Genomic DNA, 16,268 nt, shown 5'->3' with positions numbered 1-16,268 from the left:
CACCACCGGGCCCGGGTCGAAGAGCGGTGCCACCGCGGTCGCGGCCTCGCGGGCGTCGCCCACGCCGCCCAGCAGCACGACCAGCCGGTCGCCCTGCACGGCGCAGAGCGCGTCCAGACCGGCGGCACGGGCGCGTTTGCGGACCTCGTCGAAGACGTCGGTGTCGGTACGCCGGATCGGGGCGGTCCCGAGCACGACGCTCAGCGATCCGGTGGCCGCCCAGCCCAGCGCGCTGGCTCGGGAGAGCACCACCTCGTCGGTCTCGGCGCGCAGCACCGCGTCGACCACGAGCGCCTCCAGCCGGGCGTCCCAGGCGCCACGCTGCTCGGCGGCGCGGGCGTAGACCTCCGCGGTCGCGAAGGCGATCTCGCGGGCGTAGCGCGCGATGGCGGCGTGGACGTCGGCGGCCTCCGCGGCGCCGAGCAGGTCGTCGACGTTCGCCTCCACGACCTCGATCGAGAGCCGCACCAGGTCCACGGTCTGCTGCAGGGTGATCACACCCGCCAGGGCCCGTGGGGCGGCGCCGAACATCGACGCCGCGAGCTTGGGCCCGTCCGGCTGTCCGGTCGGCGTGGCGCCGTACCACTCCACGAAGCCCTTGATGCCGGTCTGGACGATCAGTCCCACCCAGCTGCGGTCCTCGGCGGACAGGTCGCGGAACCACGGCATGTCCGAGTCCATCCGCGCCGTCGCCGCGGTGGCCAGCCGGCCGGTGGCCCGGCGCAGCACGCGTGCGGCATGGACGCGAGGAAGGGGTACCGCTGACACGCCACGATCCTCCCACGGACGAATTCCGCGGGTCGCCGGACGCGACCATCGGCGTGGTGGTTGAATCATCGACCTTGTGTGACCCAGGCCTCAGGAGGGCGAAGATGGCTGAGACGCAGTTCGTCACCGTGCACGGGCACCGCCGTGCGTACGTGCTGGCGGGCCCGCCGCCGGGTACGGCGCCGGCGCTGCTCCTGCTGCACGGCCTCGCCTGTGACCACACCACGTGGGACGGCGTCATCGAGGAGCTCGCCACCACCTACACCGTGCTCGCGCCGGACTTCCTCGGCCACGGGCAGTCCGACAAGCCGCGCGCGGACTACTCCGTCGCCGGCTACGCCAACGGCATGCGTGACCTGCTCACGATCCTCGGGATCGACAAGGTCAGCGTCGTCGGCCACAGCTTCGGCGGCGGTGTGGCGATGCAGTTCGCCTACCAGTTCCCCGAGCGGACCGAGCGGCTCATGCTGGTCGACCCCGGCGGCCTGGGCCGCGAGGTCACCGCGCTGATCCGCACCATCACCCTGCCCGGCTGGCAGACGTTGATGGCCACCGCGACGCTGCCCGGCATCCGGCACGTCGAGACCACCGCGATGCGGATGCTCGCGCCGGTCTACCCCAGCTACACCCGCGACCTCGGCGAGATCGCCGACATCGTCGAGACCTGGCGCGACCCGCGCACCCGCCGCGCCATCGTGCACCTGGTGCGCGCCGCGATCGACTGGCGCGGGCAGGTGCTCTCGATGCGCGACCGGGCGTACCTGACCGAGCACATGCCGGTCCACGTGGTCTGGGGCGCCGAGGACCGGGTCATCCCCGCCAGCCACGCCGAGGCGGTCCGCGAGATGGCCCCCACGGCCGAGGTGACCGTGCTGCCGAACTGCGGGCACTTCCCGCACAAGGACCAGCCGGAGAAGTTCGCCCGTCTGGTCAGCGGGTGGCTGCAGCGGACCGAGCCGGCGACGTACTCCCGCGCCCGCTGGCGGCGACTGCTGCTCACCGGCGGGAAGACCTCTCCCGTCCGCGCGGTCCCGGACTCCACCACGGCCTGAGACGACGGCAGAGCCGGCGTACCCGAACGGGTACGCCGGCTCTGCCTTGGTCGAACCCTGACCAGCGGTCAGGCGTCCCCGCCCTCCTGGAGGATGCCGGCGGTCGCGGTCGGGTCGTCGATGCGGTACGCCGCGAACGCCTTGCTGACCAGTTCCGGGTCGATTTCGCCGGCGTCGGCGAGCGCCTGCAGCGCCTGCACCACGACCGACTGGGCGTCGATCTGGAAGAACCGGCGCGCGGCGGGACGGGTGTCGGCGAAGCCGAAGCCGTCGGCCCCGAGCACCCGGTAGTCCTCCGGCACCCAGCGGGCGATCTGCAGCGGCACGGCGCGCATGTAGTCCGACACGGCGACGACAGGACCGCTCGAGCCGCTCAGCCGCTCGGTGACGTACGGCGTCCGCGCCGGCTCACCCGGGTGGTTGAGGTTCCACTGCTCAGCCGCGACGGCGTCGCGGGCCAGCTCGTTCCACGAGGTGACCGACCACATGTCGGCCTGCACGCCCCACTCCTCGCGCAGCAGCCGGGCGGCCTCCTCGACCCACGGGAACCCGACGCCGGAGGCCAGCAGCCGCACGCGCGGACCGCCCTCCGCCGCGCGGGACACCTGGTGGAGACCGCGCAGGATGCCCTCGACGTCGACGTCCTGCGGCTCGGCCGGCTGGGACACCGGCTCGTTGTAGACCGTCAGGTAGAAGATGACGTTCTCCGCCTCGGGTCCGTACATCCGCTCCAGACCGCTCTTCATGATGTGCGCGATCTCGTAGGCGAACGCCGGGTCGTAGTGCACGATCGCCGGGTTCGTGGCCGCGAGGAGCGGGGAGTGGCCGTCGGCGTGCTGCAGCCCCTCGCCGGTCAGCGTGGTGCGGCCGGCGGTGGCGCCGATCAGGAAGCCGCGGGCGAGCTGGTCGGCCATCGCCCACACCGAGTCGCCGGTGCGCTGGAAGCCGAACATCGAGTAGAAGATGTAGAACGGGATCATGTGCACGCCGTGCGTGGAGTACGCCGAGCCGGCCGCCGTCGCCGACGCCATCGCGCCCGCCTCGGAGATGCCCTCGTGGAGCATCTGGCCCTGCTCGGACTCCTTGTAGGAGAGCAACAACTTGCGGTCGACGGACTCGTAGCGCTGACCGGCCGGGTTGTAGACCTTGGCCGACGGGAACATCGAGTCCATGCCGAAGGTGCGGTACTCGTCGGGCGCGATCGGCACGATCCGCTGGCCGATCTCGGGGTCCTTCATCCAGTCCTTGAGGAGCCGGACGACGGCCATGGTGGTGGCCACCTTGTTCTTGCCCGAGCCCTGCTTGAGCTCGCCGTACATCTGCTCGCCCGGCAGGGTCAGCTGCTGGGCGCGCTGCACCCGCTTGGGCAGTGAGCCGCCGAGCTGGCGGCGCCGCTCCAGCATGTACTCGATCTCAGGAGCCTGCTCGCCCGGGTGGAACAGCGGCGGAGCGCCGGTGCGCTCGTAGGTCTCCTCGAGGTCCCGGTCGGAGATCGGGAGGTAGAGCCGGTCGCGGAACTTCTTCAGGTCCGCCATCGTCAGCTTCTTCATCTGGTGCGTGGCGTTCTTGCCCTCGAGGGCGTCGATCGTCCAGCCCTTGATGGTCTTGGCCAGGATGACGGTCGGCTGGCCGACGTGCTGGGTGGCGGCGTCGAAGGCGGCGTACACCTTGCGGTAGTCGTGACCGCCGCGCGGGAGCTTGCGGATCTGCTCGTCGCTCATGTGCTCGACCATCTTGCGCAGCCGCGGGTCGTCGCCGAAGAAGCTGTTGCGGATGTACTCGCCGGTCTCGACGGAGTAGGTCTGGAAGGCGCCGTCGGGCGTGGTGTTCATCTTGTTGACGAGCGCGCCGTCGACGTCGCGGGCGAGCAGGTCGTCCCACTCACGGCCCCAGACGACCTTGATGACGTTCCAGCCGGCACCGCGGAAGTTGGCCTCGAGCTCCTGGATGATCTTGCCGTTGCCGGTGACCGGGCCGTCGAGCTGCTGCAGGTTGCAGTTGACCACCCAGACCAGGTTGTCGAGCTCCTCGCGGGCGGCGACCCGGATGGCGCCCAGCGACTCCGGCTCGGCCATCTCGCCGTCGCCGAGGAACGCCCACACCCGCTGCTGACTGGTGTCCTTGATGCCGCGGTTGTGCAGGTAGCGGTTGAACCGCGCCTGGTAGATGGAGTTGATGCCCGTCAGGCCCATCGAGACGGTCGGGAACTCCCAGAAGTCCGGCATCAACCGGGGGTGGGGGTACGACGACAGCCCGGCGCCCGGCCCGTGCTGGACCTCCTGCCGGAACCGGTAGAGCTGCTCCTCGGAGAGCCGGCCCTCGAGGAACGCGCGGGAGTAGATGCCGGGGGAGGCGTGGCCCTGGAAGAAGATCTGGTCGCCGCCGCCGGGATGCTCCTTGCCGCGGAAGAAGTGGTTGAAGCCGACCTCGTACAGGCTCGCCGAGGACTGGTACGTGGCGATGTGACCGCCGACCTCGAGGCCCTTGCGGTTGGCGCTGGAGACCATCACCGCGGCGTTCCAGCGGATGAACGCGCGGATCCGGCGCTCGACCTCCTCGTCGCCGGGGAACCAGGGCTCGCGCTCGGGCGGGATGGTGTTGATGTAGTCGGTGCTGCGCAGGGCGGGCACGCCGACGTTCATCCCGCGCGCCCGCTCCAGCAGACGGAGCATGACGTAGCGCGCTCGTTCGCGGCCGCGTTCGTCGACCATGGCGTCGAACGACGCCAGCCAGTCGCGGGTCTCCTCGGGGTCGATGTCCGGGAGCTGGGTCGGCAGGCCTTCGTGGATGACGGTGGGCGACGAAGGCGCGGAGGTGCCGGAAGTGGGGGTGGATTCTTCGGTCACCCTTGCATCGTTCCACGGGAGCGAAGCGGAGGGAATTTACCCGTGAGTAGGCTCGGGACCGTGGTGAGGAGCCCCGATCCCGCAACCGATTCCGCAACCGATTCCGCGCCACCGTGGCGGCGTGTCGCCCCGGTGGCGACGGTCCCGAACCCGCGCGAGATGCTTGCGCGGTGCGGCGGACTCCGCTGGACTATCCACCACTCGGTTACCGAGTGAGGACCGGGCCCGCTCGCGGGCACGGCGCATCTGACCCTGAAGAGCATGGAGGAACCACTCGTGAGCTCGACCGCGGCCACCGGGCCTGCGGACCGGCTGGGCTTCAAGCCCGGCATGGTCATCCAGGAGCTGGGCTGGGACAGCGACACCGACGACGAGCTCCGGGTCGCGATCGAGGACGCGATCGACGCGGACCTCGTCGACGGCGACTACGGCAACGTGGTCGACGCCGTGATGCTGTGGTGGCGTGACGACGACGGCGACCTGGTCGACGGCCTCGTCGACGCACTGACCGACCTGGTCGGCGGCGGCTCGATCTGGCTGCTCACCCCCAAGGTGGGCCGTCCCGGCTCCGTGGACCCGGCCGACATCGCCGAGGCCGCCCCGGTCGCCGGCCTCGCGCAGACCACCACCGCGTCGGTCAGCAAGGACTGGGCAGCCACCCGGCTGGTGGCGCCCAAGACGCCGGCGTGACCTCCACACGACAGCGGCTTCCGCGCGTGGGCCGGGCCCTCGCGCGCGTCGGCGCGGCCGGAACGGCCGTCAAGGTCATCGCCGGCTCGGGCCTGGTGCAGCCGTACTCGCCCCTGGTCATCGCCCGGCTGCTGAAGGTGCTGCACTCGTGGGGGACCGGCCCCGCGGGCGGCTTCGCCACGCTCGCGGTGCGCCACCCCGACCAGATCGGCGTCGTCGACGAGCTGGGAGAGCTGACCTGGCGAGAGCTGCACGACCGCTCCAACGCCCTGGCGCGAGCGCTGGCCGAGCGCGGCGTCGGTGCCGGCGACGGCGTGGCGGTGATGTGCCGCAACCACCGCGGGTTCGTGGACGCGACCGTGGCGGTCGCCAAGCTCGGCGCCGACGTGCTCTACCTCAACACCGCGTTCGCGGCGCCCCAGATCGCCGAGGTGCTCGAGCGCGAGAAGCCGAAGCTGGTCATCCACGACGAGGAGTTCACCGGCCTGCTGTCCGGCGCGCCGGTCGCCGACCGGGTCGTCGCCTGGACCGACAGCGACGTCGCCGGGGACACCGTGGAGCGCCTGATCTCACGCGGCGACACGGCCGACGTACGCTCACCGGGGCGGGCCAGTCGGCTGATCATCCTGACCTCCGGCACCACCGGCACGCCCAAGGGCGCCCCGCGCAGCGAGGCCGGTGTCGACGCGGCGGTCTCGCTGCTGTCCCGGATGCCGCTGCACGCCGGCTGGCGCACGCACATCGCGGCGCCGCTGTTCCACACCTGGGGCCTGGCGCACCTGCTGCTGGCGATGCTGCTCGGCTCCACGCTGGTGCTGCGGCGCCGCTTCGAGCCCGAGGACGCCCTCGCGGTGCTCGCGCAGGAGCGCTGCGACTCCTTCGTGGCGATCCCGGTGATGCTGCAGCGCATCCTCAGCCTGCCGGAGGCCACCCGCTCGACGTACGACCTCTCGCGCGTGCAGGTCGTCGCCTCCTCGGGATCGGCGCTTCCGGGCGACCTCGCGATCGCGTGGATGGACGCGTTCGGTGACCGGCTCTACAACATCTACGGCTCCACCGAGGTCGCCTACGCCTCGATCGCGACGCCGGACGACCTGCGGGCAGCGCCGACCTCGGCGGGCAAGCCGCCGTGGGGCACGGTCGTGCGGATCCTGGACGAGCACGGCCGGGAGGTCCCGGTCGGCACCTCGGGCCGGATCTTCGTCGGCAACAGCCTGTTGATGGAGGGCTACACCGGCGGCGGCACCAAGGAGGTCGTCGACGGCCTGATGTCGACCGGCGACGTCGGCAGGTTCGACCGCGAGGGACGGCTGTACGTCGAGGGCCGTGACGACGAGATGATCGTCTCCGGCGGGGAGAACGTCTTCCCCAAGGAGGTCGAGGACTGCCTCGCGCGCCACCCGGCCGTCGTGGAGGCGGCCGCGGTCGGCGTCGAGGACGCCGAGTTCGGCAAGCGGCTGCGCGCCTTCGTCGTCGTCCGCTCCGGTGCGGACGTCACCGATGCGGATCTGAAGGACTGGGTGCGGGAGAATCTGGCTCGCTACAAGGTGCCGCGGGAGTTCGTCGTCCTCGACGAGCTGCCCCGCAACGCGACCGGCAAGGTGCTCAAGCGGGACCTGCACGACTGGAAGGACTAAGGCGTGACCGAACTGGACCACCCGACCGGCGCTCGTGGAGCTGGCGGGCTCGAGGTCGGTGGGCCGGCCCCCGACTTCACGCTCCGGGACCAGTTCGGCCAGAGCGTCACCCTCTCCTCCTACCGGGGCAGCAAGGCCGTCGCGATCCTCTTCTACCCGGCCGCGTTCTCCGGGGTCTGCACCGGCGAGATGGCCGGCATCCGCGACCGTCTCGACGAGTTCCTCACCTTCGACACCGAGGTCCTGGCGGTCTCGTGCGACCCGGTGTTCTCGCTGCGGGCGTTCGCGGACACCGACGGGATCAACTTCCCCCTGCTCTCGGACTTCTGGCCGCACGGCGAGGTCGCCCGGGCCTACGACGTCTTCGACGCCGAGCGGGGGACGGCCCGGCGGTCGTCGTACGTCGTGGACCTCGCGGGGCGGGTGCGCTGGGCAGTGCACAACGCCGCGGCGGACGGCCGCGACCTCGACGAGCACCTGCGCCAGCTGCGCGCCGCGGCACAGGGCTGAGCGGGCCGGTCCAGACCAGCGGAGGCGGATTCCGCGGTTCCCGCCCGCGGTCTTGGCGGCCGGTCCTAGCATGGGAGCAGTTGAGCCGCTGGTGACCCGAGACGCCGGCGGCTCAACTTTCATTTCGCCTGGTTCATCTCGGCGCGCTCATCTCGCCTCGCTCATCTCGTCGTTGCCGCCCGCGCAGCGAGCACGCCGCGGCGCATTCGGCGCTGGCCGCCCTCTCGCGTAGTCTGTGCCGCGCTTTCGCGGGCGTATAGCTCAGTTGGTTAGAGCACCTCCCTTACAAGGAGGTGGTCGGGGGTTCGAGTCCCTCTGCGCCCACCGCGGGTCACCGCCGCCCTCTCGGGAGGGCGGCAGGTGCGGCGCTACAGTCCAGGGACGGATAGTGATGCCGATCACTCGTGGAGGTCGCCTGTGTTTGTTCCGTTCAGCGTCTCGGACTTCATCGAGCGCGCCGTCACCGTGTACGGCGACCGGGTCGGTGTCGTCGACGAGCCGAGCCAGCCGGCGCCGCCCCTCGGTGGAGCGGGTCTGAGCTACCGTCAGCTCGGCCAGCTGGCGAACCGGCAGGCGGCACGTCTCGACGAGCTCGGCATCGGGGTGGGGGACCGGGTCGCGGTCGTCAGCCACAACAGCGCCCGGCTGCTGACGTCGTTCTTCGGCGTCGCCGGCTCGGGGCGGGTGCTCGTGCCGGTCAACTTCCGGCTCCGGCCCGACGAGGTGAAGTACATCGTCGGCCACTCCGGGGCGAGGGTGCTGCTGGTCGACCCCGAGCTCGACGCGTCGCTGGCGGACGTGACCGCGGAGCACCGTTTCGTGCTCGGCGACGACGACGCGATCTTCGCCGCTCCGGACGCCGAGCCGCGTGCGTGGGAGCGGGACGAGAACGCCACCGCCTGCATCAACTACACCTCCGGGACCACCGCACGCCCCAAGGGCGTGCAGATCACCCACCGCAACATCTGGACCAACGCCGTCACCTTCGGCCTGCACGCCGGCCTGACCGACCGTGACGTCTACCTCCACACGCTGCCGATGTTCCACGCCAACGGCTGGGGGATGCCGTTTGCCACGACGGGGCTCGGCATCCGGCAGATCGTGCTGCGCAAGGTCGACGGCGGCGAGATCCTGCGACGCGTCCGCGACCACGGCGTCACGCTCATGTGCGCGGCGCCGGCCGTGGCCAACGCGGTGCTCGACGCCGCCCAGGACTGGGACGGCGAGATCCCCGGCCGCGATCGGGTCCGCATCATCATGGCCGGGGCCCCGCCGCCCACGAAGACCGTGGTCCGCGTCCAGGAGGAGCTGGGCTGGGAGTTCATCCAGATCTACGGCCTGACCGAGACCTCCCCGCTGCTGACGATCAACCGCACCCGGGAGGAGTGGGACCAGCTCGACCCGCTCGAGCGGGCGCAGCGGCTCACCCGCGCCGGAGCGCCGGCCCTGGGCGTCACGCTGAAGGTGGACGGCGAGGGCGAGGTGCTCGCCCGCTCCAACGTGGTCCTGGAGGGCTACTGGGAGCAGCCGGAGGAGACCGAGCGCGCCCTCGAGGGCGGATGGTTCCACACCGGCGACGGCGGCACGCTGGACGAGGACGGCTACCTCACGATCAGCGACCGCAAGAAGGACGTCATCATCACCGGTGGCGAGAACGTCAGCTCGATCGAGGTGGAGGACGTCCTCTTCTCCCATCCGGCTGTCGCTGAGGTGGCAGTCATCGGCGTGCCCAGCGAGAAGTGGGGCGAGACGATCAAGGCGCTCGTCGTGCTCGCCGACGGCGCCAGCGCGAGCGAGGAGGAGCTGATCGCCTGGTGCAAGGAGCGGCTGGCGGGCTACAAGGCGCCGACCTCGGTGGAGGTGCGCTCAGAGCTGGCGCGTACGGCGACCGGCAAGCTGCAGAAGTTCAAGCTGCGCGGGCCCTACTGGGAGGGCCGGGAGCGCCAGGTCAACTGACCGGCACGCGCGTCGACGGGGCCGGCGTGGCGTCGTACCGCAGGCCGTCGGCGGTGACCCGGGCTCCCTCGGAGGGCGGGTGCGCGACCAGCGTCCCGTCGTGCATCAGATGGTGGACCGGTGTGTCGTGCAGCAGCGTCAGGGCGTCGGCGACCAGCCGGCGATGGCACCGCCACCACACCGCCTCGCTGCAGAGGATGAGCGTCCGGTCCGCCGCGGCCAGCCGCAGCAGCTCGGCCATGCCGTCCGCGAACTCGGGGGTGCGCATGTGGGCGGCGTAGGCGCGGAAGGCCGTCACGCGCCACCAGCCGTCGACGGCCGGATCCTGCCCCGCCGGAACGCGACGGCGGCCGCCCAGACGCGGCTCCCATCGGTAGGCGATGCCGTGGTCGGGCAGCCAGGTCGCCAACGCGTCGCGTGCGACGGCCGGGTTGTGCCTGCTGCCGGGGAAGCGGCGGATGTCGCAGACCCGATCGACCCCGGCCTGCTGCAGGAGCGCGGCGAGCTCGTCCCGGCTCGCGGTCCCGTGTCCCGCCGTCAGGACGCCCGTCACGTCGCTCCCGCTCAGGTCGCCCAGCGCAGCAGTGCGGCGACGGGGGTGCCGAGGGCCGCCTGCGGGAGAGGTACGACATCGGCGTCGGTGAGCAGCGCGGCCGCGATGAGACCCTCGTCGGCCCGGATCTCCCCGTCGACCTGCCCGGCTCCGAACGCGAGCCCGGGGTGGGCGCTCGGGTCCAGGCGCAGCTCGGCCAGCGCCTGCGGGTCGATCAGCAGCGTCTCGACCTGGCCCTGCACGAAGGCGTCGGCGACATCGCGGACGCCGGTCGCCGCGCCCTCCCCGCGCCCGAGCGCCTCCCGCAGCCGGTGCACCACGGCCGTGCGTCGCTCGACCACGTGGTCCAGCAGCGCGGAGCGGATCGCCTCCTGCAGCGCCTCGTCGCCGCCGTCCGCGTTGCGGTTGCCGGTCGGGAGCTCCACGACATTCGCCTGCGACGCCGCCCCCTCCTCCAGCCCCCGCCGGACCATCCCGACCGAGGCCGGGTCACCGGCCAGGAGCACCAGCCTGTGGCCCTGCTGGGCCAGTCGCTGCACCTCCTCGACGACCGCGTCGGCGTTGCGGCGCCAGACGTTCTCGGTGGTGCGCTGGTAGTGCAGCGCGGCCCAGCCACCGGTGGGGACCTTGTGCACGAACCGCTCCTCACCGCCGGCCGCGATCTCGAGCTCGGGCTCCGGGACGTCGGAGTCGTGCAGCGTCACCTCGCCGCCCTCGTGGTCGACCAGGGCCAGCACGAACGAGACGGCCGCGTCGCGGTGGGCGATCCAGGACCCGAGGTCGGGCAGGGCGTCCCAGGTGGCGACGGTCCGGCCGACCTGGGCGGTCGCCGTCTCGTCGTACGCGATGCCGTCGCCGGTGGCGACGAGCAGGCGCGCGACCGGAGCGGGCCGGTCCACCGGCTCGGCCAGCCGCTCGGCGACGGCGGCGACGGCGCGCTCGTCGGCGCCCTGCCGGGCCAGCTGCTCGCAGGCCTCGCGGGCGTGCAGGTCGTGCTCCTGGCGGCCGGTCTCGGTGTCCTGGCTGACGTCGACGAAGACGGTGGCGTAGGGACCGGGGGTGCTGAGCAGGGGTGCGAGGTCGGTGGTCCGCATATGGATCCGGTTACCCGCCTCCCGGCACCGAAACCTGTCCGGGTCGCCCGGCGGAGGGCAGCAGGCCCTCGGACCGCAGAGCGTCCTGGAGCGGACCGGGGCGCACCCACGCGAGCAGCTCGCCGTACGCCGACTCCGGCAGCGGCACGGCACCGGGCGTGGCCGCGGCCGGCGCCCCCGGGCAGGCGATGACGATGTCGGCGCTCGGGTCGCGCGAGACCACGGTGGGCAGCAGCAGCCACGCGTAGCGGTTGCGGCGACCGCCCGGCCGGTGCAGCTCGTCGGGGCACCGCTCGATGTAGGAGACGGTCGTGCCGGGGTGCGTGGCGGCGATGTCGCGCAGCATCGTGGTCAGCGCGGGGCGCAGCCCGAGCTCGTGCTGGTAGCGCCCCGAGGCCTGGTCGGCAGCCACCACGCCCGGCACCGCCACCGCCAGCACCGTCGCGCCCACCAGGACCGGGTGGCGGCGCGCCGCAACAAGCACGGTGAGCGGGACCAGCGCGGTCAGCGTGGCCAGCAGCCAGAACCGGTTGGCGTTGCCGAGCGTCGGCACCAGCCCCGCCGGGATCTCCGCCTCGGGCAGCGCCCACGACCACGCCATCGCGCCGGGGATGTGGCCGGGCGTGATGAACGCCCACGTCGGCGCCTGGGGCGCGAGCCACAGGACCGTCGGGACGGCGACGGCCAGGGCGAGGCACCAGGTCGCGCGCAGCATGCGGCCCTCGACGCCCCGCACGATCGCGGCCAGGCCGACCAGCGCGAGCAGGGCGAACACCGGGTCGACGTACCGTCCGTAGATCCAGGCGTCGAGACGGCGCCACGAGGTCGCGTAGAGCTGGTCCTCGACCGCCCAGGCCAGCACGCTGGCGGAGAACAGTGCCAGCGTCGCGAGGGCGATGAGCCCGGCCGAGCCGGGGGAGCGGTGGCGCAGTTCGGCGCGCACCAGGCCGGCCAGCGCGAGGATGCCGACGATGGCCAGGCCGTAGGTCGAGACCAGCTGCTCCCAGGACTGGCCCAGCAGGGTCCGGCCGACCAGCCCCGGCCGGGTCGCCTGCAGGTTGTCGACGAAGCCGGCGCCCTGGCTGAAGCCGTTCGGGTCGACCAGGCCGTTGAGGTGGTGCGCGAGCCGGCCGGCGCCCCACGACAGGCTGCCGAGTGTCAGCCCGCCCACCAGCGCCACCCGCGGGTGCCGCCGTGCGAGGAGCAGCAGCCAGACCGCCGCCGCGGCGACGATGGTCAGCGCCCGGACGTGGGTGAAGTACGCGGCGGCGACGAGCACGCCCAGGAGGACCGCCCGGCCGTACGTCGGTCGCTCGGCCAGCCGCGCCGCCGCCAGCACCGCCAGCACCAGCAGCAGGAACAGCGGCTTCTCGGCCAGCGCCAGGTCGGCCTGCAGCGACCGCGCCGGCAGCGCCATCACCACGGCCCCCGCGGCGACCGCCTGCGGCATCGTCAGGCCGAGCCGGGTCGCGAGGCGGGCCAGCGGCCAGATCGTGGCCAGGGCGACGACGACCCCGAGCCCGATCGCGACCCGGTAGACGGCGTCGGGGTCGTCGGCGAGCCACCACACCGGCGCGACCAGGACCGCCGAGCCGGGGAAGTACCCGGCGCCCGTGACCTCGGGGGACGGCAGGCCCGCCATCGCCCGACTGATCATCAGGGTGCCGACCTCGTCGTAGCTGAAGGTCGGGACGCCGCCCCACAGCGCGCTCGCCGCCACCCACAGGTGTGCCCACGTCGCCACCAGCACCGCCACGGCGGCAGCCGTGGGCCAGCCCCGGTCGCGGCGACCGGTGGGGCGCGCACCGCCGGCGGGCCGGACCCGGTCGAGGACGGTCACGTGTGCTCCCTGGTGGCGTGCGGCGGGCGGCGCCGCCACGCGGGGCCGGCACCCTGACTAGCCTGTGTCCGTGCCCACCCTCGCGGACGTCGTCACCCTCTTCGACAGCTGGTACCCACCCGCCACGGCCGACTCCTGGGACGCGGTCGGTCTGGTGGCCGGTGAGCCGGAGGCGGAGGTCCGACGGGTGATGTTCGCGGTCGACCCGACCCTCGCCGTCGCCGAGGAGGCGGCCGAGTGGGGCGCCGACCTGCTGGTGGTGCACCACCCGCTCTTCCTCAAGGGCGTCCACAGCGTCGCTGCGACGACGCCGAAGGGACGCACCCTCGCGGCACTGACGAAGGCCGGCTGCGCGCTGCTCACCGCGCACACGAACGCCGACCAGGCCGTCGACGGGGTCTCCCAGGCGATGGCCGACGCGCTCGGCCTCACCGACCAGCGACCGCTCGTGCCGGCCCCGGTCGGCATGGACAAGCTGACGACGTACGTCCCCCTGGCCGACGCCGAGTCGGTCCGCACCGCCCTCGCCGACGCGGGCGCCGGCCACCTCGGCGACTACGACAGCGCCTCGTTCTCCACGGCCGGCGAGGGGCGGTTCCGTCCGCTGCCGGGGGCCCGCCCCGCGATCGGCAGCGTGGGGGAGCCCGAGGTGGTCGCGGAGACGCGGATCGAGGTGGTGCTGCCCCGCCCTCGGCGGGCCGCGGTCGTCACTGCGCTGTTGGCCGCCCACCCCTACGAGGAGCCGGCGTACGACGTCGTCGAGCTCGCTCCGTCCGGCCCGCCGCGCCCCGGCGCGACCGGCACGGGCCGGATCGGATCGGTCTCGCCGACCACCCTGCGGGAGTTCGCGGCGACCGTCGCGGCCGCGCTGCCCACGAGCGCGCACGGGGTGCGGGTCGCCGGCGATCCCGAGCGGCCGGTGCGGACGGTCGCGCTGTGCGGCGGCTCCGGCGACTTCCTGCTCGACCGGGTCGTCGGGTCGGGCGCCGACGTCTACGTCACCAGCGACCTGCGCCACCATCCGGCGGCGGAGTTCCTCGAGAAAGACGGTCCGGCGCTCGTCGACGTCGCCCACTGGGCGGCGGAGTGGACGTGGCTGCCGGTGGCGGCGCGGAAGCTGGCGTCGGCGCTGGGCGATACGGTGGAGACCCGGGTCAGCACGCTCGTGACCGACCCATGGACGTTCCGAGTCTGAGGAGACACCCTGAAAGCCGATCCCCACGCCCAGGTCAAGCTGCTCGACGTCCAGCGGCTCGACGCCCGCGCAGCCCAGCTGCGCCACCGCAGGGCGAGCCTGCCCGAGATCGCCGAGATCGCCCAGCTCCAGGAGAGCCGTCGCGGCGTGGAGGACCAGGCCCGCGACGCGCGCATCCGGGTCGACGACCTCTCGGCGGCGCAGCGCAAGGCCGACGCCGACGTCGAGGCGGTCAGGACCCGCCGCAAGCGCGACCAGGAGCGGATGGATTCCGGTGCCATCGCCAACCCCAAGGACCTGGAGCGGATGCAGCACGAGCTGGTCTCGCTCGACCGCCGCATCGGTGTGCTCGAGGACGAGGAGCTCGAGGTGATGGAGCAGCTCGAGGCCGCCCAGCAGGCGCTGGCCGTCCTCGAGCAGCAGCTCGCCGCGCACGACGAGCGGCTGGCCGGCCTGGTCGCCGCGCGGGACGAGAAGGTCGCCGCTCTCGACGCCGAGCTGGCCGAGGTGGAGGCCGAGCGGCCGGAGACGGTCGCGGGCCTGCCCGAGGACCTGCTCGCGCTCTACGACAAGATCCGCGCCAGCAAGGGCGGTGTCGGCGCCGCCGAGCTGCGTGCCCGCCAGTGCGGTGGCTGCATGATCGCGCTGGACCCCGCCGAGCTCTCCCGCATCCGTGGCCTGGCCGGTGACGAGGTCGTGCGCTGCGAGGAGTGCTCGCGGATCCTGGTGCGCACGGCCGAGTCAGGGCTGTGAGCGCAAGCGAACGATCAGGTGCTGTGAGCGCAAGCGAACGATCAAGTGCTGTGAGCGGAAGCGTCCGAGCGGTCGTCGTCGAGGCCGACGGCGGCTCCCGGGGCAATCCCGGTCCGGCGGCCTATGGTGCCGTCCTCAAGGATGCCGCCACGGGCGCGGTGATCGCGGAGGACGGTTCGACCATCGGCGTGGCGACCAACAACGTGGCGGAGTACTCCGGCCTGATCGCCGGGCTCCGGCTCGCGGCCGAGTACGCCCCGGGCGCCGCGGTCGAGGTGCGGATGGACTCCAAGCTCGTCGTGGAGCAGATGTCGGGGCGGTGGAAGATCAAACACCCCGCGATGGCGCCGCTGGCCGAGGAGGCGCGCGGCCTGGCACCGGCCGGCACGACGTACACCTGGGTGCCGCGCGAGCGCAACGCGCACGCCGACCGGCTCGCCAACGAGGCGCTCGACGGCAGGCGTGCCGGGGTGAGCGTCGCAGGTGGCGGCGAGGAGTCGCTGGTCGGCGAGGTGGCCTCGCCCCGCACCACCGTTCCCAGCCGCGGCTGGGCGCCGCCCGGCGGTCCGCCTACCACCCTGCTGCTCGTGCGGCACGGTGTCACCGCCCACACCACGGCGAAGCGGTTCTCCGGCGGCCTCGCCGGCGACAACCCCGGGCTGTCCGACGACGGTCGGGCGCAGGTGCGCGCCACCGCGGAGTGGCTGGCGGCCGGCGCCGACCCGATCGACGCCGTCGTGGCATCGCCGGTGCGGCGTACCCGGGAGTCGGCCCAGATCGTGGCCGACGTCGTCGGCGCCGCGCTGACCGAGGAGCCGGACCTCGCCGAGATGGAGTTCGGCCACTGGGACGGACTCACCTTCGCCGAGGTCCAGGAGCAGTTCCCCGGCGAGCTCGGGAAGTGGCTGGGCGAGCTCGACTACGCCCCGCCCGGCGGGGAGTCGTTCCGCACCGTGCAGCGTCGCGTGCTGCGTGGCCTGGACCGACTGCTGGCCGACCACGCCGGCAAGACCGTGGCCGTGGTCAGTCACGTGACGCCCATCAAGACGCTCGTGGCACACGCGCTCAACGCCGATCTCGACGCGGTCTTCCGCATGGAGCTGGCGCCGGCGTCGGTCACGGTGCTGGCCTTCTACGACGACGGGGACGACGGCTCGAGCCGCGCCTCGCTGCGGCTGTTCAACGGCGTCCCGCCGGGCCGCAGCGGCTTCGGCGTCGCCCGCTGGTAGCCGCCGGCCGCCTTCTCCGGTGGTCGAGCCGCCGAGCCGCGTTCACCGTTGGTCGAGCCGAGTTCTCCGTTGGTCGAGCCGCCGAGCCGAGTTCTCCGTTGGTCGAGCCGCCGAGCCGCTAGGCGAGGCGTGTCGAGACCTGGGT

12 protein-coding genes, 1 tRNA gene and 1 pseudogene are annotated in these 16,268 nt (G+C 72.8%); 9 read left to right on the top strand and 5 right to left on the bottom strand.

Going from position 1 to position 16,268, the window contains the following annotated elements; genetic code table 11:
• Positions 1-768: pseudogene (locus VGE38_RS01555) on the bottom strand (PucR family transcriptional regulator); the annotation flags it as partial.
• Positions 769-872: 104 nt separating this feature from the next.
• Here VGE38_RS01555 and VGE38_RS01550 point away from each other — a divergent pair.
• Entirely contained in the window at positions 873-1,820 is a 948-nt protein-coding gene (locus tag VGE38_RS01550) for an alpha/beta fold hydrolase (RefSeq protein ID WP_331140770.1), read from the top strand.
• Positions 1,821-1,888: 68 nt separating this feature from the next.
• On the opposite strand, the gene aceE is transcribed toward VGE38_RS01550, so the two are convergent.
• Positions 1,889-4,666 carry a pyruvate dehydrogenase (acetyl-transferring), homodimeric type gene (gene aceE / locus VGE38_RS01545; protein WP_331140769.1) on the bottom strand — a complete coding sequence of 926 codons (2,778 nt, stop codon included), beginning with the start codon at positions 4,664-4,666 and terminating at the stop codon, positions 1,889-1,891.
• Positions 4,667-4,942: 276 nt separating this feature from the next.
• Here aceE and VGE38_RS01540 point away from each other — a divergent pair, with 276 nt between their 5' ends.
• The 5 genes from VGE38_RS01540 (at position 4,943) to VGE38_RS01520 (ending at position 9,459) form a co-directional block, all read left to right on the top strand.
• A complete protein-coding gene (locus tag VGE38_RS01540; RefSeq protein WP_414690884.1) occupies positions 4,943-5,356 on the top strand; it encodes a DUF3052 domain-containing protein in 414 nt (137 codons plus the stop codon).
• Positions 5,353-6,993, top strand: coding sequence for an AMP-binding protein (locus VGE38_RS01535; RefSeq protein WP_331140767.1), 1,641 nt, complete (start codon positions 5,353-5,355; stop codon positions 6,991-6,993). Before VGE38_RS01540 ends, VGE38_RS01535 begins: the two co-directional genes overlap by 4 nt.
• Before the next feature lie 3 nt (positions 6,994-6,996).
• Positions 6,997-7,503, top strand: coding sequence for a peroxiredoxin (locus tag VGE38_RS01530; RefSeq protein ID WP_331140766.1), 507 nt, complete (start codon positions 6,997-6,999; stop codon positions 7,501-7,503).
• A gap of 250 nt (positions 7,504-7,753) precedes the next feature.
• Positions 7,754-7,827, top strand: a tRNA-Val gene (locus VGE38_RS01525).
• A 93-nt stretch (positions 7,828-7,920) separates the two neighbouring features.
• A complete protein-coding gene (locus VGE38_RS01520) occupies positions 7,921-9,459 on the top strand; it encodes an AMP-binding protein (protein WP_331140765.1) in 1,539 nt (512 codons plus the stop codon).
• On the opposite strand, the gene VGE38_RS01515 is transcribed toward VGE38_RS01520, so the two are convergent.
• From VGE38_RS01515 to VGE38_RS01505, 3 genes are read right to left on the bottom strand one after another with little or no spacing between them, the layout of a single operon-like run.
• Positions 9,452-10,012: a DUF488 domain-containing protein gene (locus VGE38_RS01515; protein ID WP_331140764.1), complete on the bottom strand. Its 561-nt coding sequence runs from the start codon at positions 10,010-10,012 to the stop codon at positions 9,452-9,454. The genes VGE38_RS01520 and VGE38_RS01515 overlap by 8 nt on opposite strands.
• 11 nt (positions 10,013-10,023) lie before the next feature.
• Positions 10,024-11,106, bottom strand: coding sequence for a baeRF2 domain-containing protein (locus tag VGE38_RS01510; protein ID WP_331140763.1), 1,083 nt, complete (start codon positions 11,104-11,106; stop codon positions 10,024-10,026).
• 10 nt (positions 11,107-11,116) lie between these two features.
• Positions 11,117-12,946, bottom strand: a complete 1,830-nt coding sequence (locus VGE38_RS01505; protein ID WP_331140762.1) for a hypothetical protein — start codon at positions 12,944-12,946, stop codon at positions 11,117-11,119.
• A gap of 70 nt (positions 12,947-13,016) precedes the next feature.
• Here VGE38_RS01505 and VGE38_RS01500 point away from each other — a divergent pair, with 70 nt between their 5' ends.
• Genes VGE38_RS01500 through VGE38_RS01490 form a run of 3 tightly spaced genes read left to right on the top strand, consistent with a single transcriptional unit; the run spans position 13,017 to position 16,123 of the window.
• Positions 13,017-14,141: a Nif3-like dinuclear metal center hexameric protein gene (locus VGE38_RS01500; RefSeq protein WP_331140761.1), complete on the top strand. Its 1,125-nt coding sequence runs from the start codon at positions 13,017-13,019 to the stop codon at positions 14,139-14,141.
• Between the two features lie 9 nt (positions 14,142-14,150).
• Positions 14,151-14,894 (top strand): zinc ribbon domain-containing protein, encoded by a 744-nt coding sequence (locus VGE38_RS01495; RefSeq protein ID WP_422656610.1) that lies wholly within the window; start codon positions 14,151-14,153, stop codon positions 14,892-14,894.
• Positions 14,895-14,944: 50 nt separating this feature from the next.
• A complete protein-coding gene (locus VGE38_RS01490) occupies positions 14,945-16,123 on the top strand; it encodes a bifunctional RNase H/acid phosphatase (RefSeq protein WP_331140759.1) in 1,179 nt (392 codons plus the stop codon).
• Positions 16,124-16,268 lie beyond the last annotated feature (145 nt).

Source organism: Nocardioides sp. (genome assembly GCF_036405735.1).
Taxonomy (GTDB): Bacteria; Actinomycetota; Actinomycetes; order Propionibacteriales; family Nocardioidaceae; genus Nocardioides.
The sequence above is the reverse complement of the archived record's forward strand: the minus strand, read 5'-3'. Positions and strand labels throughout refer to the sequence as shown.

What these genes read in the sequence shown, in the direction of transcription:
- VGE38_RS01550 (WP_331140770.1), top strand. Translation starts at nt 873, where the DNA reads ATGGCTGAGACGCAGTTCGTCACCGTGCACGGGCACCGCCGTGCGTAC.
- VGE38_RS01510 (WP_331140763.1), bottom strand. Translation starts at nt 11,106, where the DNA reads ATGCGGACCACCGACCTCGCACCCCTGCTCAGCACCCCCGGTCCCTAC.